The following is a 23,462-nucleotide window of genomic DNA, read 5'->3' on the forward strand; positions in this document are numbered from 1 at the left end:
GGTAGGTTTAAAATCGCCTGGTGCATAGCTTTAATGGTTCGCACAAATCCAGGTCACTTTAATAAGACATGATAAGACAAAGTTCTGATGCTCAGGGATACCTCCAAAATAAATAAAAGAAATAACTGTTATTTGATTTATATGCAAACAAATCAAAATAATTGCCACCTGCAACAGCAGTCAGATTACCTTTTCAACACGAACCCCTTCCTCATTTTACTACGGTCACCCCTATTTGTTTTCCTCCTTAATCACCTCCACAAACGAAGCCCAATCCCAATCCTTTCGGCCCCGGTTATGATTAACAAGGAAACGGTTACGGATCAAATCAGCCAGCGGCAAAGGAGTATTGGTCGCCTCCGCCAGTTGTAAGGCCAGTCGTATATCTTTCAAACCCAGTTGGGAAGTAAAGCCGGCCTGCTTATAGTTTTTCTCCACAATGATCTTCCCATAGTTTTTATAGATAGGACAGGCAAAAACACTATCACTGATCATGTCATAAAAAGCAGTAGCATTCCCTCCCGCCTTCTCCACTAAAGTAAACGCTTCCCCCATGGCTTCCATGGCAGCAGCGATCATAAAGTTGTTGCAAACTTTAACAGCCGCCGCTGTAGCAGCACTGTCCCCGAATTCAAAAAGCTTTGCAGTACCTAAGTCCTTTAATACACCAAAGATTGGTTCCTTCAATCCGGTAGTGCCCGAAAAGCAAGTGACCAGGTTGCGGTTCCTGGTGGCCTCCGGTCTGCCGATAATGGTAGCTGTACAATATTCAATACCTTTTTCTTTATGCGCAGCTTCCAGCCGGCTGGCTGTATCCGGAGCAATGGTACTCATACAAACATGAACGCTTCCCGGCTTCATTTGTGCGATCAAGCCCTCATTGCCAAAGGAAATAGCCTCAACAGCCTTGTCATCCGAAACAATGGAAATGATCAGGTCGCATGCTTTGGCCAGGGAGGAAACGGAGGCATGCAATTGAGCCTTTCCCGAAAAGGCCTGCATTTTTTCTGCTGTGCGGTTGTACAAATGCAAGGGAACATTCCTTTCGATCAGGTTATTAACCATCACAATCCCCTGGTTACCCAGGCCAATAAACCCCATTGTCATAAAATATCTATTTGTATCACCCGTGTTCAAAAAACAAGCCATGGCATGACGACTATTCAGGTAAAATGCATTTCTTCACATACAAAACACCACATGCCGATACACACGCCTCCAAAGGAATCCTATAGAAGGATACACACATTTCCTGAAAAAGGAGGACCGGTGATAACCTTGAATGATTTACCAGTTGTAAGGGATCATAGAATTGTGGGTATTGATTTAACCGGTTCAGAAACCAAAGCTTCAGGATGGGCCTTGCTGGTCAACGGTACCGCTCAAACCAAAAGGGTTTTATCCAATGAGGAACTGATCGAAGAAACGGTCAAACAGCAGCCTGCAGTCATTTCAATTGATGCACCTTTGTCCCTGCCTGCTGGAAGAATTTCTGTCCTTGACGACGATCCGGGAAGAAAGGAATATGGGATCACCAGGGAATGTGAAAGGATCATGGCCAAAAGAGGTGTGAGGTCTTATCCTCCTTTGATCCGCAGCATGCAAAGATTAACGCAAAGAGGAATCTACCTGGCAAATGAATTTCGGAAGCTGGGATATACGGTCATTGAAAGTTATCCGGGCATCACACAGGATATGTTAGGCATTCCGAGAAAAAGAAAAAGTTTGGAAGGCCTCGTGAAAGGCTTACAAGCTTTTGGGATCAAAGGAACCTACGATAGGAAAGGAACCACTCATGATGAAATGGATGCCATTACGGCTGCGTTGGTAGGCTATTTTTACCTGTCAGGTAAATACGAGCGGCTAGGCAATGAACAAGAAGGTTACTTGATCATCCCGGACATTACCGACATTACCTCTTACTAGAAGCTAATCACTTGAGATTACATTTTAATAAACTCTACCCTCCGGTTATTGGCCTTGCCAGCAGGCGTATCATTCTTATCGATAGGTTCGCCCTCACCCTTTCCATCAGTTTGCATACGGCTATCACCAATACCAAAATCACTGGCAAGTGAGGTCTTTACAGCAGCGGCCCTGCGCTTGGAGAGATCGAGATTATCAGCATCACTGCCATCAGCATCTGTATGTCCCACTATTTTTACTTTCAGGTCAGGAGATTCTTTCAACACATTGGCAATCTCTTTCAAGGTGCCGTAAGATTCAGGTTTGATCTTATCACTGTTCACATCAAACAAAATTCCATGCGTCACCCATTTGTTTTGCGTCAGCATTTTATTCCTGGTATCCGGTGCACCAATAGCCAGCCGCAGGTTGCCGATATAATGTTGTATACCTTCCTCTGCATATTGTGCCGAAAAGACAAGTGCATTTAATTTCGCATCCGTTGCAACCGCCTTGGGAAGATCCCACATCTTTTCCTGGTTACAATAAACCCGCACCCTTTCCTTCTGGCGCCAGATAGCTATATGAACAGGATTGTATTTGTCACTTAGCAAGTCTGTATAACTCTGGTTGGACGATTGACTTTCAGAGTTCTTCCTGATTTCTGTAGTAGTTGTCCCCTTCTCCTGGTCCGAATTAGAGATGTACAAACCGAGAGTCAACCGGTTGGATGCGAGACCCCAGTTTTGAGGTTGCTCAACATTCTCCAACTCGGCCATCGCCAAACTAAAATAAGCCCCTCTGATGGGTACACCATGCAACAGGTCAAATTCAAAGGTGAAATCCTCGGGATATTTTGTAGTAAACTCAGGAACAAAGACGCCCGGCTTAGTGATCCACAACCAACGTCCCGGCTTACCTTCAATGGTCACGATTTCAGCAGAACCTGTTGTATTCCAGCCTGCAGGAAAATCGCCAATATTACCGGTGGAGAAATCTTCAAAGCCAATCACCTTTTCACCAGGCACAAAATCATATTTGCTGTACGCCTTGATAGTTGTAGGGGCCGCCGCATTGTTCACATCTTTGCTGCTTGCATCTTGTTTGTTCTTTTGATCGCCTTGATCAGCTTTAGCATTCCTCTCATCTGTTGTACTTTTCTCACCTGCTGCATCATCTACTGTTTTATCTACCTTCTTATTGACTTCTTGATCAACTTTTTGATTCGTCTGTTGCTTTGCACGGTCAGTAACCTTTTTCAATATTTGGCCTTGGACACAAAAGGAAAACTCAATCAGGCAGAGAAGTAGAATAATTTTTTTCATGACCTGAAATTTTTAGTGAGTAATGAATTTCAGGGCTTGAGACCAAAAAAGAAAAGTTTATCGAAAGGGTATTGATAATGCCGATAAAAGGTACAATATTTTTAAGTAAAGCCGAATAGCTGAACTCCAAAAATCGCTTAAGCGGCCCATTGACAACGTCCATCGGTAAAACAAATAATTTTATTACATCATAAATTATCGTAACTTAAATAGCGCTATACATCTGTTCGTTATACTCATCATAGCTTCATGAATCAACTCATCCAACCATGGCTACTGATCAACAAAATGAAACCCCGAAAACCAAAAGCAATACCGAACACCTATACGATTGGCAGAACAGGCTGATATGGTGGATGACCATCGTTCCCACCTTCCTGATCATTGTCTTTATCATCCTGGCAACACTTCAACTCAACAGGTTCAACAAGGAGATCAATTCATACAAGGATTCAGAACTGGAGCCCGTCTATATGTCTTATGGCGAAGGAAAAACCATCTCCTACCAGGACAATGCCGACTATATCAGGTTCTATACGCTAGCCAAGATGGAAGACATGTCCATGCGCAAAAGATACAGCCAGGCCGGCGTGCTGTTGATGTCAAGAGTACTGACCAAGTACTTTGGATTCTTCACCGGCATGATACTGGCCATTGTAGGTGCCGTCTTTATCATTTCAAAACTCCAGGAAGAACCCAGCGACATCGAAGGCTCCGTAAGCGACAACATCAAACTGAAAATAGCATCAGCTTCACCAGGTGTCATCTTTGGAGTACTCGGTACTGTTCTAATGCTGGCCACCATACTACAGCACTCCGAGATCAATGTAAAGGACATGCCCTTGTACCTGAATGCAGGCAACCTCGCAATCCCTTCAATTAGCCAACCATACAATAGACTGGATTCAGCCAACATTCCAAACTTTGAAACACATACCGATACAGGAAAAGCAAAACCGGATTCAGGCACAACCAGGATAGCTACTGATGAAGAAATGCGTGCAGCCCGTCCCTGATCATCTCACCATCCCTGACTCATGTTAAACACCTTGTTATGCACCACATCAAACTTTACCACACGATACGTTACCACACGATACTTTGTTTATGCATCCTCATAGGCACTGCAGCATACACACAAATAAAAATTGACAGGCAGTACTTTATCCAGCTCTTGAACCAGGGTAAATACAACGAAGCTTTTTCAAAAGCAATGGAAATACGGAAGATGCCCTATGGCAAAAATGCAGTGATCGACTATTTCATTGCCAAAAGCCTTTGCATGAAAGGTTTAAGGGACCAATCCGTCGAATGGCTGGATTATATCGACCAGCACTACCCGTTACAGAAACAGCAAAGGGACTTTATACAATCTGAAAAGCAGGTATGCGGTCAACCTGCCCGGCCTGCAACGCAGCCAGGCCCCGCAACAATGTCCAGCATCATCTACATCAATTATGCACCGCTGCCGGAAGCCGGCGTTATGGGCAAAGGCGGCTTTACAATGGAATGCCATTACAAAGAACCAAGCTCCAACAGCTCAACAAAAACATTGGAAGAACTGGAATCACGCTTGTTCAAATTGGACAGGAAAAAGGAAGCGCTAACTAAAATCAAATCCATCGTCGGAAATGATTATGATGTAGATACCAGCGGGCGTTTTATTGTAGTGTCACTGAAAAGCAATGCGTACACAAAAAATGATGTGCAGCAGGTAAGTAAAAGGTTGGAAAACGCGTACCAGTACTTTTTAAGCTTCTATCAATTGAAGCCATCAGATAAGCTGTTCACCGTTTACCTGGTTCCGGGCAAGAGGGAATTACAGAAAGCAGCCATATTGGTGCATGATGTGGTCTTGGCGCAAAACATCATTGGCTATTCTACCCTCGGCGATCTCTCACTCTTGGGCATAGCCGATCCTAATGGCCTAGGCACGCTCTACCACGAATTGTTCCACCTAACCATAAGAACAGAAGTAGGCGACGTACCCCCATGGCTCGATGAGGGAATAGCATCCATGTATGCCGTCTATAAATTGGATGGCAACAATATCCTGGGAGCCAAAAACACCTGGAGAGTCAATCACTTCAAATTGTTAACCCAGTTAGCCAAAGGAGAAATTACAGTCCCTACCCTCGAACAGCTGATCAACATGCGTTGGAATGAATTTGAAGGTGGTGAGAAAAAGAACATCTGTGTGGCTTCTATACACTATGCCTTATCCAACATGTTTTTATTGTACCTGCAGGACAAAGACATAGTGGACGACATAGTAGACGCCTATAAGAACAGGCTCAAAACACGCAAAGACTCCCTCGAAGTAGGCATCTCCAATACAGAGTTGGTAGAGAAAGTAACAAGTAAAAGCATGGCCGAATTGAGCACTGAATTTTACACCTGGCTGGACAAGACCTACAACATCAACTATGAAAACATCCTCAAGGCCTACCCCTATACAACTCCTGATCAGCAGCCCGCATATCTGTTTTATCATGAGCCCAGGCCTCCTGTCCATATAGAACAGGCCTTTGCAAGAATCGACAGCATGATTTATAAACTAAAGAAAGATTCATTGATAGCCACCAATGAAATAAACACCTTCGAAGAACACAACAGAACGCTAGAGTATAACTATAGAAACATATATGAAGAGCTGGTGTATCTCAACAGGGAAGAGCTAAGAGCGGCCTCCAGTACCGGCGGTAAAGAAACAGTAAAGCCTACCGAGATCAAAACAAAAGAAGAGCAACTCGCAGCCATCGAAACCAAAATCCAAACTCTCGAAAGAGACCTCTCTACCAAACTAAAGCAGAACACCAACAACTAATCCCTCATCTATCATCCATCATCTATCATCAGTTAAAAGTATCAACCGGCAACCCCAACTCCATCGCCTTTTTGGCATTTTTATATTTCCTCACTTGCTCATTCAATCCATCTATAAGCTGCTTGAATGCTTCTACTGTTTTAAATTCTTCCTTTTTATCATCTGTTTCATATAACTGGGGAGTTTCATATGCATAATAGGTCATGTTGGAGAAATGAATACAAGGCGGCGGTAAGTAATGCCCTAGGTAAGCACGGTAGTTGGGTTGCCCCGGAAGTCCAAATGCGATCCAGGTATGCTTTGAATAGACATCCCGTTCCATGAAATCGACAAACTTGGTCGAATCTTCCTCTTTGATAGTGATCGCTCCGGGTGATTCTGCTCCAAATGAAAATAGTAAAAGTCCCGCAAACAGCTTCTTGATCCGCTTAGCATAGAGTTGATAGATGGGATGGGTCTTCAGGGGCCCTCTTTCAATCACATCCACCCCGCTTGTAAACAAAGGCATTTTGGCTTCATGCATCAACTGGTTGACAACATGAATGATGTTGCCCCAGTTATAAAACCAGTTAAAATGAATGTTCGAATTCATATGAGCCATTAGCCCATTTTTCAATTGAGGACTGTGTTCGATAAGGTAAAAGGTCTCGCAAAAAACACGCACCGGGTCCGGGCTGCCAAATGCAGTAGTCACCAGGGCAGGAAACAGGGAATTCACAAAACGGCTTCCAGTTGTTGACACCTCGAGCATCCATCGATAGGGCTGTGCATAGCTTTTGCTATCTTTCCCTTCCGACATAAAGGTGTCAAACATAACCCCGGTATACCTGGTGGGATATCGGGGATCTATCGTTGACAAAGCCTTTTGAACCTGTGGATCACGCGAAAGGACTTCATCCTCTTGAATGATCTGCAGAGGACTACGCGTATGAACATCCCAATATCTGGCCCAACACTCTGTAAGTTCTGCAGCAGAAAAAGGATATGAATCTGCCTTTGTAAAATGCTTTTCAATATGCCCTTTGGTAGGTGTTATCACTTTTTCTTCATCAAACTTCTTGACCCTGATCCAGTCTTCTGCCAGCAAATTAGCGAGGTAACCAGAAGAGAAAAACTGCCAGAAGTGAATACTTTCATGATATAGGATCCTGCAAATCGTTCCTCCCCATTCGGGATGATTGGGATCCTTATAAAAGGCATCCAATCCATCAATGCTCCACGACTCGGGTGCGGCAACAGGCACACGCATAGTGCCGGTGATATAATCGAAAGAATGTGTTCTCATTTTCCGCTCAGTGCTTTAGATACAAGTTCAGTCAGGTTCTCACTCTTTTCATATTCTGCCTTTTGGGTGATCACATTACCATTCTTATCGATGATCACCAAAAACCCGGCAGGTACCCCTGCTAGCCTTGAAACAGTAGGAGGAATTTCCCGGGTATCAATTTGAACCCCTCTTTCTTTATCCTTGAGCCAGAAATCTACCAGCCTCTTGATTAGGTAAGTTATTGTGATGGTAATAGCAACAGAGACAGGTTCTATAAAACCTGCAGGTTCCAAAGAATCAGAAACAATGTCTACTTCTTTAACGTCATCCGATATTTTATACTTTACCTCATCGGCTACTTTCCGTTCTTCCTTCAAATCGGCTTGCTCTAATTCTAAAACGATATCTAATGTATTTTGTTCCATAAACTGGGTTTATTTGATCTATGATGAGAAACCATCAATCCCACACATCCATTCCAATCCACCTTTCACTAATGTCCTTTCACCAACACTATCATTCCCGTTTATTACATGCCAATGCAAAAGTTGAAAATACAAATCGAAGCGGAGCAGTCTGTCCAGTCTTTTGTCGAAGCAGATTAAATATATGTAAATAAAACTAAATAAATACAAATATATAATTATTATTTTTACTGTATCCCCCCTCCCGCTTGATGACTAACTTCCTGTAAACTAGGAAAGCTACGTTCAACAACTCATTATTGATTCTTTAAACTATCCCTTAACCAACAAACGCTTACCATGAAAAAGGTACTTCTACTTTGCATGCTACTCTCGCATCTTCTACCTCCTATTCAAGCACAGAAGGCCGGTGACCTCGACCCTACATTCGGTACACAAGGCATCTTAAAAACCCAGTTTAAAGCAGGAAACCTGGGCAACGAATCAGGCACCGAACTGTTCGTCCAGCCCGACGGACGGATCATTTCGGTTGCCGGACTGGAAGGGAAACTCGTATTATGCCGCTATAATACCGATGGCTCCGTCGATAAAACTTATGGAACCAATGGCTACTCCGAACCCTTACTCTTTAATTATTCCTTTCCTACCATCTTAGATCCTTATTATGTTGATGTTGCAATGCAACCAGACGGGAAAGTAGTGATCGCGTGGAATGTGGATGATTTTATAAGCATGCTCAATGCCTCATTCCTCGTTCGCTACAACACGGATGGTTCCCGGGATACGGATTTTGGCACAGTCCATATTTCTGAACCTCATGACTTCCTCTCCACTTCTTTAGCAATACAACCAAATGGGAAAATACTGGTGGGTGGATATGCCCTTGTGGAGTATCCATTCGACAGTCCATATTTTGTAATAGCCCGCTACAACAACAATGGCACTCCAGATGGCAGCTTCGGTACCGGGGGATATATCACCAGCGATCCTGTCGGCCCTTATACATCCCCAACCTCTATTGCCGTTCAAAGCGATGGTAAAATAGTAGTATGCGACCATAATAGCGCCTTTCTTACGCGCTTCAAGAGCAATGGCGACCCCGATCCTTCATGGGGCGAAGAAGGCAATGTGGAAGTTGACTTCCCGGTACATGCACTGGTAATACAACCGGATCAAAAGATCCTGGTGGCTGGTCCCGCTTTTACAGGCAGCTCTTATAAATTGGCGCTAAGGCGTTTCAACAGCAACGGTACTCCGGATCGAAGCTTTAGCGGTGATGGAAAACTGGTCACAAATACGGTTGTATCTCCGGATGGTGCATTCACAGTCGCCCTACAGTCCAATGGAAGGATCCTGGCTTCAGGAACATCTGGAGGTAACAATCCTGTTTTAAACATTTTGCGTTTCAGCAATACAGGCACACCAGAGATCACTTTTGCCGGAAATGGAAAGCTGGTTCCGGGTATCAACGGGGCCAGCAGTTTTACACTACTGCCCGACAACAGGATAGGGATTACAGGATACATCCATAATGGCGTCAATAAGGACCTTGTTCTTGCCCGTTATTACGGCAATGGAACGCCAGACCCAACACTGGACGGGGATGGCAAGGCCATTATTTTTTACCAGGTAGGCTATGCTTCATTCTTATCCACGGCCCTGCAAAAGGATGGCAAACTGCTGGCCCTGGCACAAAGCTTCAATGGCAAATACAATGACAAGCTCCTGACCCGCTATACCAGCAAAGGCGAACTGGATAAGACTTTTAGTGAAGATGGTATGCAGCCGGTAGATTCCGCTGCACAGACTGTTGCGATACAGCCGACCGGGAAGATCATCGTGGCTGGCGGCGATTATTTCAACAGCACCAAGGCCCCTCTGATCGCGCGTTACAATCAGGATGGTTCACCGGACCACACATTCGGAAATGGTGGAAAGATCGAACACAAAAACTCTTCGATCGTGGCACTGGCCATACATGCCAATGGCAAGATCATCGTGGCGGGCAATGGCGGAACTGCTAGTGATTATGACTTCGCAGTAACACGCTACAACAGCAATGGCACACTGGACCTTACCTATAGCAACGACGGCTATGTAACTACCGATTTCGGATCGCCGGCAGACTTTGCGAAAGCTGTGGCCATCCAGGAAGATGGAAAGGTAGTTGTCTCAGGAACTGCTTTCGGGTATGACTACAATACTCAGCTAGCTCTTGCACGCTACAACGGCAATGGAACTTTAGACAAAACTTTTGGTGAAGAGGGAAAAGCGCTTCCTGCAGCTCGCTGGAGTACATTCTTAAGCGGATGGCCGGAGGCAAAAGGTGCTATAGCCACACAACCAGATGGGAAGATCGTGGTTGCCGTGGAGCAATGGCAAGAGCTCCGTTACGAGCCCTCTCCTGTCTATCACGGTATTACCAGGCTCAAAACCGATGGTTCCTTAGACGAGTCTTTTGCAATGTCGGAGTATTATGGTGCGTCTGGTGTTATTGATTTCAGGTTAGGAGCCAATCCTAAAGTGCTGATCGATTTTCAAAACGGTGGAATCATTTTAACTGCCGGCCCCTATGTGAGCAGGTATTTGATGAATGGCTCTGTAGATCCATCGTTTCAGGGAACTGATAAAGGCCTTTCTCAAATAAATGATATTGCTATAGGAAACAAAAGGCTGTATATGGTAGGTAGCTTCACCAGCTTTCCACAGTCTTTCGCCACTATTTCCGCTGCTCTTTTGAAAGACAATCAGCCACCAGTAGTAAACATCGTATCGCCTGCAAACAACAACTCTTTCGTCGCTCCTGCAACCATCAACATTACGGCTTTGGCTTCAGACCCGGATGGCACCATCAACAAAGTAGAATTCTACAACGGTTCTACGCTAGTCTTTACAGAATGGGCTTCCCCCTACTACCGCCAGGTGCATAATGTTCCCCCCGGCACCTATAAGGTCACAGCCAAAGCCTATGACAACTTAGGAAAGACAACTACGTCCTCCATCATCAACATCACCGTTACAGATCCTTCACAACGGCTGGCACTTGGTTCTTTAGAACTCAATCAGGATAAACAAAATCAACTGGAAGGCCTTTCTGCCCACCTGGAACAAAACATACCCAACCCTGCACAAGGCAGTACACTAATTCGCTATTATATACCTGCGAAGGCCGGTACCGCACAATTAATACTGACCAACCTGAATGGCCATGTGGTTCAAAAGTTCATATTGAATAAAGGCTCCGGACAGACCTCCATCAACACTTCTTCCCTTCCTGCAGGCACCTACATCTACAGTCTCTACATCGATGGCAAACAGGCCGATAGAAAGTTGCTGGTAATTGCCAGGTAAATGCAAAATGCCCATGAAATGTAACGGGCCAGAAGCTTACACTTCTGGCCCTCTTTTCTATAACAATTACTATAACTATTTCCAATCATCCTCATCTTCTAAAAGTCACGCCCGTGGCCTGATCCAGGCATTTATCCCCTTAAAATAAATCTTTAAAAAAAATGCTGAGTTGTGAATGCAATTTCAAAATAATACTCTACATTTATTTAGAAATCTTTAACACTTAATCATAATACATCACTCCTAAACATCCATTGATAGCGTGTTTGTAGAATTCGGGGGGAAAACATTTCATTGCTTGATCATATAAAACATTTGAACATGAGGACACCTTTACTATCCACACTTTTTTGTGTGCTGACAACCTTGTCCATGCACGCACAAAACACTTCTCCTTACTGGAGCCTGAACGGCAACTCTAATGCTACCCTATCACAAAAGTTAGGCACAACCAACAATGTCTCTCTGCGCTTCGTGACCAACAATATTGAACGCATGAAGATCCATAGCTCCGGCAACATCGGCATTGGCACCTCTTCTCCTACATCAAAACTGCACGTTGTAGGCAACACGCTGTTTCAGGGTTATTCACAAATTCAAAGTAAAGACTATGTAGGACTGGATGTAACGGCCAATGTGGTCACAGGCGACCCGTATCTGGATTATGAAATCACTACAGAAGTCGGCATCAAAGGAACTGCCGATTATAGCGGCGTTGAAGGCTATGCAACCTACAGAAATGGCCAGGGCGTTTATGGCGGCGGCGACATAGGCGTTTGGGGTGAAGGAAATGAATATGGCGTAATCGGGAGAGGTTCCACTTATGGTGTTTACGGGATTGGTCTCAACAGCAGCAGCGTCGGTGTTTACGGCTACAGCGCTGATAACTATGCCGGATTCTTCGATGGAGAAGTGTATAGTACTTCACAATACACCACCAGCGACCAGAACCTGAAGAAGGATATTTCAGAAGTGGGTGGAGCGTTGGCCGTTATCGGGCAACTGAAACCCAAATATTATACCTTCCGCAACGACGGGAAATATGCCAAAATGAACCTGCCCAAAGGAAACCACTACGGGTTTATGGCGCAGGATCTGGAAAAGGTATTACCAGGCCTGGTAAAGACAACGCAACACAGACTCTATAAGGAAAAGAGGAATGAACAAAACGAAGAGATCACGCTCAAGGCAGTAAACTATACAGAACTCATTCCTATAGCAGTCAAAGCGATTCAGGAACAACAACAGGTGATTGATCAGCAAAAACAGGAATTGGATGCATTAAAGAATGAATTAGCCGAAATCAAACAGGCAATCTCCATGCTTTCCAATGGTCAGAACATCAATACCTTTTTAAGCAGCGCTCAACTGGGCGAAGTTAGTCCCAACCCCGTAAGAGGATCAGCCACGATCCAGTACTCAATACCCGAAGGATCTGGCAACGTACAACTGGTCATCACAGACGCTATGGGCAGGATCATCCGCCAGATACCCATCAGCACTACCGGTGCCGGTGTCATCAATATAGATGCATCTTCTTTAGCCAGCGGTGTCTACAATTGCGCCCTCCTTGTAAACTATAAAACCATACACAACAGGAAAATGACCGTAGTCAAATAAACCCGCCTCTTCCTCCCAAAATGAAAAAGGTGATACCACTAGGTATCACCTTTTTCATATACTACAGTATCCAATTGCCCATTCACAATTCACCCCTTCACATACCTCAAAGGCAGTTTTTTGCACAGCAGCTTACTGCTTCACTACTTTAATGGTGCTCCGTTCACTGCCTTGCAAAATTTCGATAATGTACATACCTGCAGCATAACCCTGTCCTATTTGCAATGTTTGACCGGATTTGATGTTTTGTCTTTGTTCTATCACTTTACCCAAAGCATTCATCACCCTTAACGTTATGTTTTCATTTACACCACCACTGATAGTTAAATTAAAGGCATTACTGCTTGGATTGGGTGATGCCGTGATGTGCAACGCACCAGAAATATCACCTATGCTTTCACTGCGCTCTGATTGGGTAATCTCAAACTTACCCTGGTCATGAGGCACTTTCACCTGTACGGTCTTGGAATCGCTACTACCAATGGCATCGGTGCAGGTAACCGTAATGGTATAAATCCGTCCACTACCCTTACCATCCCGTTCTGCTCTCAACAGCACTTTGTCATTACCCATGATTTGCCAGTCAGGAGAAAGATCATCTTTACTACCTCCGTTTTGTGATTCATTGCTGCTTACAGTTGTAATTTGACAACTTGTGCTGCCACTGCCACCGGTAGTTACAGTAGTGACCTCTACTTCCTTCATCTTGTGATTAGGAGGCCATAGTGTTGATGGATTGGCAGTCACAGAAGTAATCACTACAGGAGCAGCAGTAACTTGGAACTCATAAGCTCCCATGTCAATAATCCCATTCACCACACGAGGCTTGCCCTCCAGATCAACAGTTGTCGTATTGGCACTGGTCAATCCGGCATCAATCGCCGGAGAACCCGCCTGCAGGTGCAGATCCCCATTAGTTGCATCCACAAACAAAGGATCCTGGTCCAGGTTACCTGTGCCGGTAAAGCCACCCTGCACGATAGAATAGGTAACTACAGCATTACCAAAAATTTGGCCGTTTATGTTTTCCCAGAGGATACAATTGGTGAGTGTAGGCGAAGAACCGCTGTTATACATTCCACCTCCATCAAATTCAACACTATTTCCCCAAAAGCTGCAATTCGTGAGAACAGGGGAAGAACTGCTGTTATACATTCCACCTCCATCATAAGCTGCATTGTTTCCTACAAAGCTGCAATTGGTGAGTATAGGAGAGGAATTATAGTTATACATACCTCCACCCCAGTGTAAAGACTCATTTTCTGAAAAGATGCAATTGATAAGAATAGGCGAAGAACTACTGTTAAACATTCCTGCACCAATTGCATCAATAGCCCGATTTCCAGAAAAGTTGCAATTAGTGAGTGTGGGAGAAGAACTACTATTATACATTCCAGCACCTGCTCCGTCGGTATCAACCATATTTCCTGAAAAGCTGCAATTGATGAGCCTGGGAGAAGAAGATAATTCATTATGCATGCCGCCGCCAGTCAAAAAAGCGGAATTTTCTAAAAAGCTGCAATTAGTAAGAGTGGGAGAAGATTCATTGTTATACATTCCACCTCCACCTTTATCAGCACTATTCTTTGAAAAGCTGCAATTAGTAAGTGTGGGAGAAGATTCATTATTATACATTCCTCCACCAAGATTATCCGGCAAAGTAAGACCATTAGCATTACCGCCAGTAATGGTAAAGCCATCCAAAACAGCCGTATTGCCAACAGAAGCACTTTGCACCACATGAAAGGAGTTGTTTGCATTGTTGCCGTTCACATCCTGGCTAATATCTCCGCTCAAAGTAGTTACATTGGTCTGCCAGTTGCGCGTATTGAGCAGGGTTTCGGTACCCACAAAGCCACCATAGAGAGCGACACCGTTTTTCAGGTGAAAGGAGTGCGTGCGGTCGTTATTGGTCAATCCTCCTCCTTCATCGGGATAATAAATGCCGGCAGCTACCCAGATCTGATCCCCGCTCACCGCCACTGCCAGGGCATCCTGCAGTTTTGTGAAAGCATTCGTCCAGGAGCTACCATTATTGGCTCCTGTTGCATTGTCGTTTACATAGTAAATAGCCTGAGAAAAAGTATGTAAACAGAAGAGTAAGCATAAAGCTATAATTATTGATTTCATAAAAAGCAGTTTTAAAGATGAATAACAACTTGCTGGTTTCCCCAGCACTTTGTTTAGAGAGGGAGCGGGTTATGATAGGAAAGAGTAGTCTTAATAAGGTATACAGATTTAATAAACTACTCACATGAGATGAAAAGGAAAAAGAAAGAAGCTGCCTTTTTAAACAGCTCCTTTCTTTTTAATCGTCCGATGTAACTGAGTTCATATAAGTCTTTCTGGCCGTCGTTTGTACACTTCCAAGGTTATCCTCTATTCCTTTTTCCTTCTTGTCCTTCTTCCGGAACATAATAGCAAGCAGCAACATAAACAAAGGCGCTGTAATGGCCCAGGGAAAACCAAGCACCAATAACCTGTAGGAAAAGGTGGGATAGAAATACACAATACTGATCAATGGAGTCACAAGGGCATGAGCAATGAAGGAAAGTCTCACCCATTTTTCAAAACCCTGCTTCTTGAATACCGGGATAGCAACTGCTGTGGCCAAACCCATAAAGATGTATCCTAAAGCATCAAAGTCCCAGAATAAAGAATGTGGCGTTTGCTGTAACAGGCGCACTTCATCCAACTGCCCTCCCATGGTCATCGGAATCACCGTCGCTAATTGCACCACGTAATTGGCGGTCACAAACACAGCATATAAAGTAGTAAAGATCAGCGCAGCATGGCTCCAGAACTTTTTGTGATCAGGTGCTGTGTAATGTAACGCCAGCATTTCCAAAACAAAAGGAATCACGATACAAAGGGAAGTTCCGTAAATGAGCTTTTCATCCATGGGATAGGTAAGCCCACCATAAAGCTGCAACAGCTGAACAATGCAATAGGATACCGTGGCGGCAAATGCTACAACTCCTGACCAGAAGCCCACTTTGTTGATGGAGGATTCCATGAACACCCGTTTCAATAAAGATATTCAGGGCATCCACAGATTTCCAATGACCAGGTAAAACAAAAATCCTGATGCTGGTCATAGTATCCATCAATGGTTTCCAACTGGTATTCCGGAAAACGCTTCTTTAATCCATCAAACAAAACCATTGAAGAAGAACCTCAGCATCCAGTAAACTGTTGTGTCTGTACATTACTTGATCCCAATGAGCATACAATAATTGAGATCCTGCTGTGATATTTTATAAATGGTTTTACCTTAGTGGAACTTTTCTTTTGAGCCTATCCCACCTAAGCAGTTTTCTATCCTCATAGACGCTTCCTACACCTTTTGGAATAGCCCATACCCTACAATATTTCATCACTTTAAAGCAATAACCATGAGCAAACATCTATCCTCGTTGATAGCACTGGCTATCTTGTTAGGTACGCAGCATTCAAGTGCCCAGAACACCTCTCCTTACTGGAGCCTGGCGGGCAACTCCAATGCATCTTCTACCACCTCCAAACTGGGCACCACCAATGCCATTCCGCTGCGGCTCTTTACCAATAATGCCACCCGGGTCTATATCAACACTTCAGGCAACGTAGGTATCGGCACCACCTCCCCTGCTCAAAAACTGCATGTAGCAGGCAACACCTATATTACAGGTAATGTAGGTATTGGCACGAACACGCTTACCTCTAAACTGAATGTACAAACTTCTGGTAGTACCCTCGGCATTTCTATCAATAACCCTGGTACCAGTTATGGGCTTTATGTTAACAGCACTGCTGGCGGCACTAGTGTTGCTGGGGTCAGTACTTTTATGGGTGTTTCCGGCAGTGGGAATTCATATGGCGTATATGGCTCTGGCAATACTTATGGTGTTTTCGGCACAGCTAGTACTTATGCCGTCTACGGCGCTGGTACTACTTATGGAGTATACGGCACTGGTGGTACTGGCGTTTACGGCTCTGGCAATACTTATGGCGTTCGAGGTAATTCAACTAATAATTATGGCGTTTATGGTACTGGCTATACTGGCGTTTATGGAGCCGGCGGTACTTATGGAGTTATTGGATCTGGTAGTTCTTATGGTGTTTATGGCTCTGGCAGTACTTATGGCGTGTATGGCTATAGCGTAAATGGAACAGGCGTTTATGGCTATAGCATTAATTACCAAGGTGGCCATTTTCATTCGGCCAATAACTACGGCCTATGGGCAAAAACAGAACGAACTGATAAAAACTGGGCAGGCGTATTTGAAGGGAACGTCTACACTTTCGGTGCTTATCAAACCAGTGATAAAAACCTGAAGACTAATATAGAAGACCTTGGAGATGCCTTGAGCGTAATTGAAAAACTGAAACCCAAAAGTTATGAATTCCGTCATGATGGAAAGCTTGCAAACTTAAATCTACCACAAGGAAAACATTATGGAATCCTGGCTCAGGAACTTGAAGAAGTATTACCAAACCTCGTCATGGAAGTAGAAAATGAATTATCTACGCCCATTCAAGCAGGATCTAATGCGGTATTACCTTCATCACCCGATGCACAAACGCCTACTACACCGGCACCTCAAAGGGAAACAGCAGAAAAAATAACCATTAAAGCAGTAAACTATACAGAATTGATTCCAATAATGGTCAAAGCCATGCAGGAACAGCAACAACGGATTGAGCAACTGGAACAATTGGTTTACAAGCTTTCTGGAGGCCAGGACATCAATACCTTTTTAAGCAGTGCCCAACTGGGTGAAGTAAGTCCCAATCCAGTTAGAGGATCTGCTACTATTCAGTACTCAGTACCGGAAGGAATGAATAAAGTTCAGTTACTGATTACAGATGCTTTGGGCAGAAGTGTGCGCCAGATTCCCCTGAACACCTCCGGCTTTGGCGTGGTCAACATAGATGCATCTTCTCTAGCAAGTGGCGTTTACAATTGCTCCCTCATTGTAAACTATAAAACCATACACACCCGGAAAATGAACGTAGTCAAATAAAACATCCCTCCCACCTAAGTAGTTTTCTATCCTCCTATACGCTTCCTACCCCTTGTGGAATGGCCTATACCCTACAATATTTCATCACTTTAAAGCGACAACCATGAGCAAACATCTAACCTCGTTGGTAGTACTGGCTATCCTGATAGGCACGCAGCATTCAAGCGCCCAGAACACTTCTCCATACTGGAGTCTGGCGGGCAACTCCAACGCATCTTCCACCACTTCAAAACTGGGCACCACCAATGCCATTCCCCTGCGGCTCTTTACCAACAATGCAGTCCGGGTCTATATTCATCCTACTTCAGGCAATGTAGGTATCGGCACCACCGCCCCTGCCCAAAAGTTGCATGTAGCAGGCAACACTTACATTACTGGCAGTATGGGTATTGGCACGAACACACTTAGTGGTTATAAACTAAATGTATTAGCTTCTGGTAGTACCGGCGGCATTTATGTCAATAACTCTGGTACCGGCAATGGGATATATGCAAACAACACGAATGGTGGCACTGGCATTTACGGTAGCAGTACTTATTTGGGTGTTGTTGGCAATGGCAATAATTATGGTGTTTATGGTATTAGTAGTTCCTATGCAATTTATGGCTCTGGTGGCACCTATGGAGTATATGGTTCTGGTAGCACTGGAGTATATGGTTCTGGTAATAATGGTGTTGTGGGCTCTGGTACTACCTATGGCGTTTACGGCACAAGTACCAACAGCTATGGGGTATATGGTATTAGCTCAAATTCATTAGGTGGCTACTTTATTTCCTCGTCTTATTACGGATTGAGGGCAAGGACTGACCGGGCCGATAAAAACTGGGCAGGCGTATTTGACGGGAACGTTTACGCTTTTGGTGTTTATCAAACCAGCGATAAAAACCTGAAGACAAACATTGAAGAACTCGGAGATGCCCTGAGCGTAATTGAACAACTGAAACCCAAAAGTTATGACTTCCGCCATGATGGAAAGCTTTCAAACTTAAATCTGCCACAAGGAAAACACTACGGCATCCTGGCACAAGACCTTGAAGAAGTATTACCCAACCTTGTCATGGAAGTAGAAAATGAAATATCTAAACCCATTCAAGCAGCATCTAATGCCGGATTATCTTCATCACCAGGCACACAAACACCTGCGCCCCCCATACCGCAAAGAGAAACTGCAGAAAAAATAACCACTAAGGCTGTAAACTACACAGAACTCATTCCTATAACAGTCAAAGCAATCCAGGAACAACAAAAGGTAATAGAACAGCAAAAACATGAATTGGTTGCCTTAAAGAATGAACTGGCTGAGCTCAAACAAGCCATCTCTATGCTTTCCAATGGCCAAAACATCAATACTTCTTTAACCAGTGCCCAACTGGGCGAAGTAAGTCCCAATCCCGTAAAAGGATCAGCAAATATTCAGTATTCAGTCCCCGAAGGAATGAGTAACGTGCACCTGCTGATTACAGATGCCTTAGGCAGAAGCGTCCGCCAGGTACCCATCAACACCTCTGGCTCCGGCATCATCAACATTGATGCATCTTCTTTAGCCAATGGTGTTTACAATTGCTCTCTAATTGTAAACTATAAAATCATCTCCACCCGCAAAATGAACGTAGTCAAATAACACCTCCCCATCTAAAAAGAAAGGGATGCCTCAAAACATCCCTTTCTTTTTTCCGTATAGGATAAAGGCTGCTCCCTTCCAAGCAACTCCTTCCCAGCCTTCCCAGTTTTATATTTTACATTTTTGATGATGCATTTACATTTCCTTCCCATACCCAAAATCCTGTCTCAACTCCTATTTTCAGACATCCATCTCCCTGTCCCCCGTTCGCCATCCGCCATTCAAAACATTCGTCACTCCCATCTCAAAATCCATCCATAACCAGGATCATGTGCGCAGATGCTCCCCTTTAGGGGCTGGGGGTGTGCGCTCCTCATTCCTTCCTCCCCACCAAACTTTCCCAAATCACATCATACACATCCACCGCCTGCAACATCCCTTCACCAAACCCTCCATCCGTAATCAACACCGGCTTATAACCAGCCTCCTTCACAATCCTCCCATGCGATCCTTTCACCAACGTAGCATCCAGCGGAATCACATCCATCACATACCGGAAACCCAGTTTCTTACGTAGCAGTTTATAAGCAGCCCTTCCCTTAGAGGTCATAAACAACTCCACAGGATCATACCCCGGCTTTTTGTGAATATCCACCACCCTTGCATAATCCGGAGCCTTGGCATCATCCATCCAGAAGTAATACGTAAACCAGCTCTGCTCATCAGCCATCAACACAAAATCACCACTCCTTTCATGATCAATATGATACGCCTTCTGCGCCTCCTTATCCAACACCAGTTCAACACCTGGAATATCTTCCAGTATCTTTCGCACCTTACTCATAACAGAAACATCATTCACATAAACATGCGCCACTTGGTGATCCGCCACGCAAAAGGCCTTCGAGGCACCGGCATCCAGCAATTCTAATCCCCGTTCTACCCTGATCCCCAACAATCCATGTTCACGCAACACCCTGTTCACATGTACAGGCCGGCTCACATTGGTAATCCCGTATTCAGACAACAGGATGATCTTCGCACCCACACCCGAATAATAGTTCACCAATTGCTCTACAATCTTATCGATCTCGTTGAGGTCCTTGCTGATCCTGGAAAGATCCTGCCCATACTTCTGCAGACAATAATCCAAATGAGGCAAGTAAATGAGGGTCAGCGTAGGATCGTACTTCCGGTCTGTAAATACAGATGCATCAGCGATCCATTGCGTGGAAGTGACATCAGCCCCCGGCCCCCAGAACTTAAATAGAGGAAACTGCCCCAGCTCTTTTTGCAATTCATCCCTTAAACTTGCCGGATGTGAATAGCAATCAGGCATCTTACGGCCATCGGCTAAATAATTAGGTCGCGGTGTTACAGAAAACTCCGCACTGGAATACATATTGTACCACCAGAACATCTTCGATGTGGTAAACTGGGGATCGAGCTTCTTCGCCCGCTCCCATATTTTCTCTCCCTGCACTAATTTGTTAGACTGCTTCCAGAACTTAACCTCGCAATCCTCATGATCATACCAGCCATTGCCTACAATACCATGTTGCGATGGCCATTGGCCAGTAAGATAGGTGGACTGCACCGAGGTGGTCACCGCCGGCAACATGGGTTCAATGGTTTGCAGCACCCTTTTACTAATATAGCTTTTCAGAAATGGAGTGTGTTCACCAATCAAAGTAGAAGATAATCCTACAATGTCTATAACAACAGTCTTATGCATGGTACGTCTGGTTGCTGGCAGCCTGGTTAGTAGCAGCGCTGGTTGATTTTCGTTTCAATAATCCTTGTACCCATTCCAGCTCTCTTACAATAGAATCTTCTATAGGTAAGCGCATATCACCTGGCAATACTTCCCAGGTATAGGTTTCAATTTCTAAATGTGTGGTAAACGGTTGCTGCTGGTGTAGCTGTAATACTTGCTCAATATCCTTTTGCGTAGAACCAAGCACACCATAATGATCTACAAACAGGGGAACGTGAAAATGCGCCCGCCACTCCGTAGTAAATTCATTAGCAGCATCCTTCAAGGCAATTGGGATATCAGGATACCTGATCAGGCTGCCATCTTTTTGCATGGCAACTACCTGGTGCAGGTAAGTCGATTCATTAATGTCTTCAAAGGCGTCAACAACGGCCCCTCTCATTTGAAGATCCTGGCAAAATGCCCCTTTCAGTGCAGCACTGATCTGGATCTTACCGGTCTTGATCCCAAGCTTTCGGAGTTTTTCCAGTACGGCCGCATGGTCTTCATAGCAAACCGCAAAATGGCAAATGTCATAGCACAATTGCACATGTTCTTTAATGGCTGCAACGGCCTGTGTTTCACCGTAACCAAACTGGTCATGCAAATAATCGATACCCATAGGCAGCAGGTACTGCGTATACCATTCAAAGAAGGCCTCGCTTTCTCCCAATAGTCCATCGGGCTCCGGCTCTATATCCAGGTGGATCATTTTACCGGTCACATCTTTGATCTGGATCAGCTCTTCTACCACTCCTAAAATATGCTTCGTAGCCTTTACAAACACTTCATCCATTTGTTCTGGTTCATGCCAGAACTGGTACGACAATGGCGAGGTGGAGATACCGCCATCCATGCCTTCAGGTAATAATTCAGCTAAGAGCCATGCCATCCGTAAGGTATACTGAAAGCGGTCATAATTGGTCCAGTCCGGTGCATGCACCTGGTCTTTGACCCTCGTATGATGGAAGCTGCCATATGGAAAGCCATTCATCGTAAACACATAGCAATCCTCCTGCTGTAGCCATTGTTTGAAAGCTTCCATGTTTTCCTCCCATTCCAGTTCCAGGCTGGCAATATTCGACAGGCGCAGCCCTATACCAAAGGGTTGGTGTGGCGAAGCTTCTTGTTTGATGTGCGGAATGTATTTCTTCAGTTGTGCAAAATGATCCTTCCAGCTTTCCCCAGCATGAATGTTGCTGCAATAAGTTAGGTGTCCGTATGGCGTCTTCATGTTCTTAGTTTTATATTGGTGTAATCTTTTAGCCAATCACTAGCCTGGCGTAGAATAGGTACGTCCAGTTCATGTACTTCCACTCCTCTTCCGATCTCCTCCAGCAACATGATCGTTAATCTTCCACCCAGGTGTTCCCTGAATTCATTCAATCCTTGCAGCACGGGGCTTTCATCATCCCTGACCTCCATCAGCGGGTGGGTGACTTCAAACCCGAGGTTCAATAATACATCGATAATCCTGCGGAACGCTTCTTCTTCCAAACGTCCGAACAGGTATGAATAAGCACTATCCAGTGCAATGCCCATGGCCACGGCTTCACCATGCCTGATGGTGAAATTGGATAGCTGCTCTGTTTTGTGTGCACTCCAGTGACCAAAATCCAGTGGCCGCGAAGAACCCATTTCAAACGGATCACCACCACCAATATGCTCCATATGCAATTGCGCACACCGCTTGATCAGGTATTGCATCGCCTCCATATTCCTGATGGCCAAAGCAAGAGCATTTTCTTCCAGCCAGTGAAAGAATGCCTTGTCTTTGATCAGCGCCACTTTAACGGCTTCAGACGTACCCGAACGCCAGTCTTCATCGGTAAGTGTCGTTAAAAAATCAAAGTCGTTGAACACGGCTACAGGTGGCGCAAAGGTGCCCAGGAAATTCTTCTTACCGGAATAATTCACACCATTCTTCACACCGACTCCTGAATCATTTTGCGAGAGTACCGTGGTCGGGATCCTGATATGACGGATACCGCGGTGACTGACAGCTGCCGCATAGCCTACCATATCCAATACAGAACCTCCTCCTATCGCCGCTATATACGAATGCCTGTCAATGCCATATTCATCTACCGCCTTCACGATCTGATAAAACAGGTCCTCTTCATTCTTAGCCTTTTCACCTCCTGGTACCACTAGGATGTTCTCGACCAAACTAAAAGCGGTTTCATCCCTGAAATAATCCCTGATCTGCTCCTGCAGCTGTGGATGACAATCCGCCACACCTTCGTCAATAACAAAAAAGATCTTCTTCTTGAAATCAGTCTTCTGGCTGTATAAAAAATCCCTGAAAAGGGAATTGCCTGGAGCAAACAAATGCTCTGTGAAATAAACCTTGTACGTAAACTGTACGCGAAATGATTGTTCTATAAAATCCATGTCCTCGTTAACAATATAGTATCAGAAT

General features: G+C 44.6%; 16 protein-coding genes. 7 read left to right on the plus strand and 9 right to left on the minus strand.

Annotated features, from left to right (window positions below; genetic code table 11):
• Positions 1-231 precede the first annotated feature (231 nt).
• Positions 232-1,107 carry an NAD(P)-dependent oxidoreductase gene (locus OCK74_RS12395; protein ID WP_279297363.1) on the minus strand — a complete coding sequence of 292 codons (876 nt, stop codon included), beginning with the start codon at positions 1,105-1,107 and terminating at the stop codon, positions 232-234.
• Positions 1,108-1,152: 45 nt separating this feature from the next.
• Here OCK74_RS12395 and OCK74_RS12400 point away from each other — a divergent pair, with 45 nt between their 5' ends.
• Positions 1,153-1,926 (plus strand): DUF429 domain-containing protein, encoded by a 774-nt coding sequence (locus OCK74_RS12400; protein WP_279297364.1) that lies wholly within the window; start codon positions 1,153-1,155, stop codon positions 1,924-1,926.
• A 17-nt stretch (positions 1,927-1,943) separates the two neighbouring features.
• Here OCK74_RS12400 and OCK74_RS12405 read toward each other — a convergent pair whose 3' ends face one another.
• Positions 1,944-3,230 (minus strand): OmpA family protein, encoded by a 1,287-nt coding sequence (locus tag OCK74_RS12405; RefSeq protein WP_279297365.1) that lies wholly within the window; start codon positions 3,228-3,230, stop codon positions 1,944-1,946.
• Positions 3,231-3,499: 269 nt separating this feature from the next.
• Between OCK74_RS12405 and OCK74_RS12410 the strand changes: the two genes are divergently transcribed.
• A complete protein-coding gene (locus tag OCK74_RS12410) occupies positions 3,500-4,246 on the plus strand; it encodes a DMT family transporter (RefSeq protein ID WP_279297366.1) in 747 nt (248 codons plus the stop codon).
• Between the two features lie 38 nt (positions 4,247-4,284).
• A complete protein-coding gene (locus tag OCK74_RS12415; RefSeq protein WP_279297367.1) occupies positions 4,285-6,057 on the plus strand; it encodes a hypothetical protein in 1,773 nt (590 codons plus the stop codon).
• 28 nt (positions 6,058-6,085) lie between these two features.
• On the opposite strand, the gene OCK74_RS12420 is transcribed toward OCK74_RS12415, so the two are convergent.
• Together OCK74_RS12420 and OCK74_RS12425 are read right to left on the minus strand one after the other, a co-directional pair.
• Positions 6,086-7,342: a hypothetical protein gene (locus tag OCK74_RS12420; protein ID WP_279297368.1), complete on the minus strand. Its 1,257-nt coding sequence runs from the start codon at positions 7,340-7,342 to the stop codon at positions 6,086-6,088.
• Positions 7,339-7,749, minus strand: a complete 411-nt coding sequence (locus OCK74_RS12425) for a hypothetical protein (protein WP_279297369.1) — start codon at positions 7,747-7,749, stop codon at positions 7,339-7,341. The genes OCK74_RS12420 and OCK74_RS12425 overlap by 4 nt, the downstream gene beginning before the upstream one ends.
• Before the next feature lie 339 nt (positions 7,750-8,088).
• Here OCK74_RS12425 and OCK74_RS12430 point away from each other — a divergent pair, with 339 nt between their 5' ends.
• Positions 8,089-11,100, plus strand: a complete 3,012-nt coding sequence (locus tag OCK74_RS12430) for an Ig-like domain-containing protein (protein WP_279297370.1) — start codon at positions 8,089-8,091, stop codon at positions 11,098-11,100.
• Positions 11,101-11,421: 321 nt separating this feature from the next.
• Positions 11,422-12,720, plus strand: coding sequence for a tail fiber domain-containing protein (locus tag OCK74_RS12435; RefSeq protein ID WP_279297371.1), 1,299 nt, complete (start codon positions 11,422-11,424; stop codon positions 12,718-12,720).
• A gap of 132 nt (positions 12,721-12,852) precedes the next feature.
• On the opposite strand, the gene OCK74_RS12440 is transcribed toward OCK74_RS12435, so the two are convergent.
• A complete protein-coding gene (locus OCK74_RS12440) occupies positions 12,853-14,850 on the minus strand; it encodes a choice-of-anchor Q domain-containing protein (RefSeq protein WP_279297372.1) in 1,998 nt (665 codons plus the stop codon).
• 178 nt (positions 14,851-15,028) lie between these two features.
• The gene (locus OCK74_RS12445) at positions 15,029-15,736 is read right to left on the minus strand and encodes a hypothetical protein (RefSeq protein ID WP_279297373.1); all 708 of its coding nucleotides are present in this window, start codon (positions 15,734-15,736) and stop codon (positions 15,029-15,031) included.
• Positions 15,737-16,115: 379 nt separating this feature from the next.
• On the opposite strand from OCK74_RS12445, the gene OCK74_RS12450 reads away from it, so the two are divergent.
• Positions 16,116-17,723, plus strand: coding sequence for a tail fiber domain-containing protein (locus OCK74_RS12450; protein WP_279297374.1), 1,608 nt, complete (start codon positions 16,116-16,118; stop codon positions 17,721-17,723).
• 103 nt (positions 17,724-17,826) lie between these two features.
• Positions 17,827-19,344, plus strand: coding sequence for a tail fiber domain-containing protein (locus OCK74_RS12455; protein ID WP_279297375.1), 1,518 nt, complete (start codon positions 17,827-17,829; stop codon positions 19,342-19,344).
• Between the two features lie 313 nt (positions 19,345-19,657).
• Here OCK74_RS12455 and OCK74_RS12460 read toward each other — a convergent pair whose 3' ends face one another.
• From OCK74_RS12460 to OCK74_RS12470, 3 genes are read right to left on the minus strand one after another with little or no spacing between them, the layout of a single operon-like run.
• Positions 19,658-21,019: an alkaline phosphatase family protein gene (locus OCK74_RS12460; RefSeq protein ID WP_279297376.1), complete on the minus strand. Its 1,362-nt coding sequence runs from the start codon at positions 21,017-21,019 to the stop codon at positions 19,658-19,660.
• Complete coding sequence (gene eboE, locus OCK74_RS12465) at positions 21,012-22,274, minus strand: metabolite traffic protein EboE (protein WP_279297377.1); 1,263 nt, start codon at positions 22,272-22,274, stop codon at positions 21,012-21,014. Before eboE ends, OCK74_RS12460 begins: the two co-directional genes overlap by 8 nt.
• On the minus strand, positions 22,271-23,434 hold the full coding sequence (locus OCK74_RS12470; protein ID WP_279297378.1) for a 3-dehydroquinate synthase: 1,164 nt from the start codon (positions 23,432-23,434) through the stop codon (positions 22,271-22,273). Before OCK74_RS12470 ends, eboE begins: the two co-directional genes overlap by 4 nt.
• Between the last annotated feature and the right edge of the window lie 28 nt (positions 23,435-23,462).

It is taken from the genome of Paraflavisolibacter caeni, from assembly GCF_025628885.1.
Classification (GTDB): domain Bacteria; phylum Bacteroidota; class Bacteroidia; order Chitinophagales; family Chitinophagaceae; genus Flavisolibacter; species Flavisolibacter caeni.

Bases quoted from the DNA above. Each gene is read 5' to 3' on its own strand.
- OCK74_RS12395 (WP_279297363.1), bottom strand. From the start codon at position 1,107: ATGACAATGGGGTTTATTGGCCTGGGTAACCAGGGGATTGTGATGGTT.
- OCK74_RS12400 (WP_279297364.1), top strand. From the start codon at position 1,153: ATGACGACTATTCAGGTAAAATGCATTTCTTCACATACAAAACACCAC.
- OCK74_RS12405 (WP_279297365.1), bottom strand. From the start codon at position 3,230: ATGAAAAAAATTATTCTACTTCTCTGCCTGATTGAGTTTTCCTTTTGT.
- OCK74_RS12410 (WP_279297366.1), top strand. From the start codon at position 3,500: ATGGCTACTGATCAACAAAATGAAACCCCGAAAACCAAAAGCAATACC.
- OCK74_RS12415 (WP_279297367.1), top strand. From the start codon at position 4,285: ATGCACCACATCAAACTTTACCACACGATACGTTACCACACGATACTT.
- OCK74_RS12420 (WP_279297368.1), bottom strand. From the start codon at position 7,342: ATGAGAACACATTCTTTCGATTATATCACCGGCACTATGCGTGTGCCT.
- OCK74_RS12425 (WP_279297369.1), bottom strand. From the start codon at position 7,749: ATGGAACAAAATACATTAGATATCGTTTTAGAATTAGAGCAAGCCGAT.
- OCK74_RS12430 (WP_279297370.1), top strand. From the start codon at position 8,089: ATGAAAAAGGTACTTCTACTTTGCATGCTACTCTCGCATCTTCTACCT.
- OCK74_RS12435 (WP_279297371.1), top strand. From the start codon at position 11,422: ATGAGGACACCTTTACTATCCACACTTTTTTGTGTGCTGACAACCTTG.
- OCK74_RS12440 (WP_279297372.1), bottom strand. From the start codon at position 14,850: ATGAAATCAATAATTATAGCTTTATGCTTACTCTTCTGTTTACATACT.
- OCK74_RS12445 (WP_279297373.1), bottom strand. From the start codon at position 15,736: ATGGAATCCTCCATCAACAAAGTGGGCTTCTGGTCAGGAGTTGTAGCA.
- OCK74_RS12450 (WP_279297374.1), top strand. From the start codon at position 16,116: ATGAGCAAACATCTATCCTCGTTGATAGCACTGGCTATCTTGTTAGGT.
- OCK74_RS12455 (WP_279297375.1), top strand. From the start codon at position 17,827: ATGAGCAAACATCTAACCTCGTTGGTAGTACTGGCTATCCTGATAGGC.
- OCK74_RS12460 (WP_279297376.1), bottom strand. From the start codon at position 21,019: ATGCATAAGACTGTTGTTATAGACATTGTAGGATTATCTTCTACTTTG.
- eboE (WP_279297377.1), bottom strand. From the start codon at position 22,274: ATGAAGACGCCATACGGACACCTAACTTATTGCAGCAACATTCATGCT.
- OCK74_RS12470 (WP_279297378.1), bottom strand. From the start codon at position 23,434: ATGGATTTTATAGAACAATCATTTCGCGTACAGTTTACGTACAAGGTT.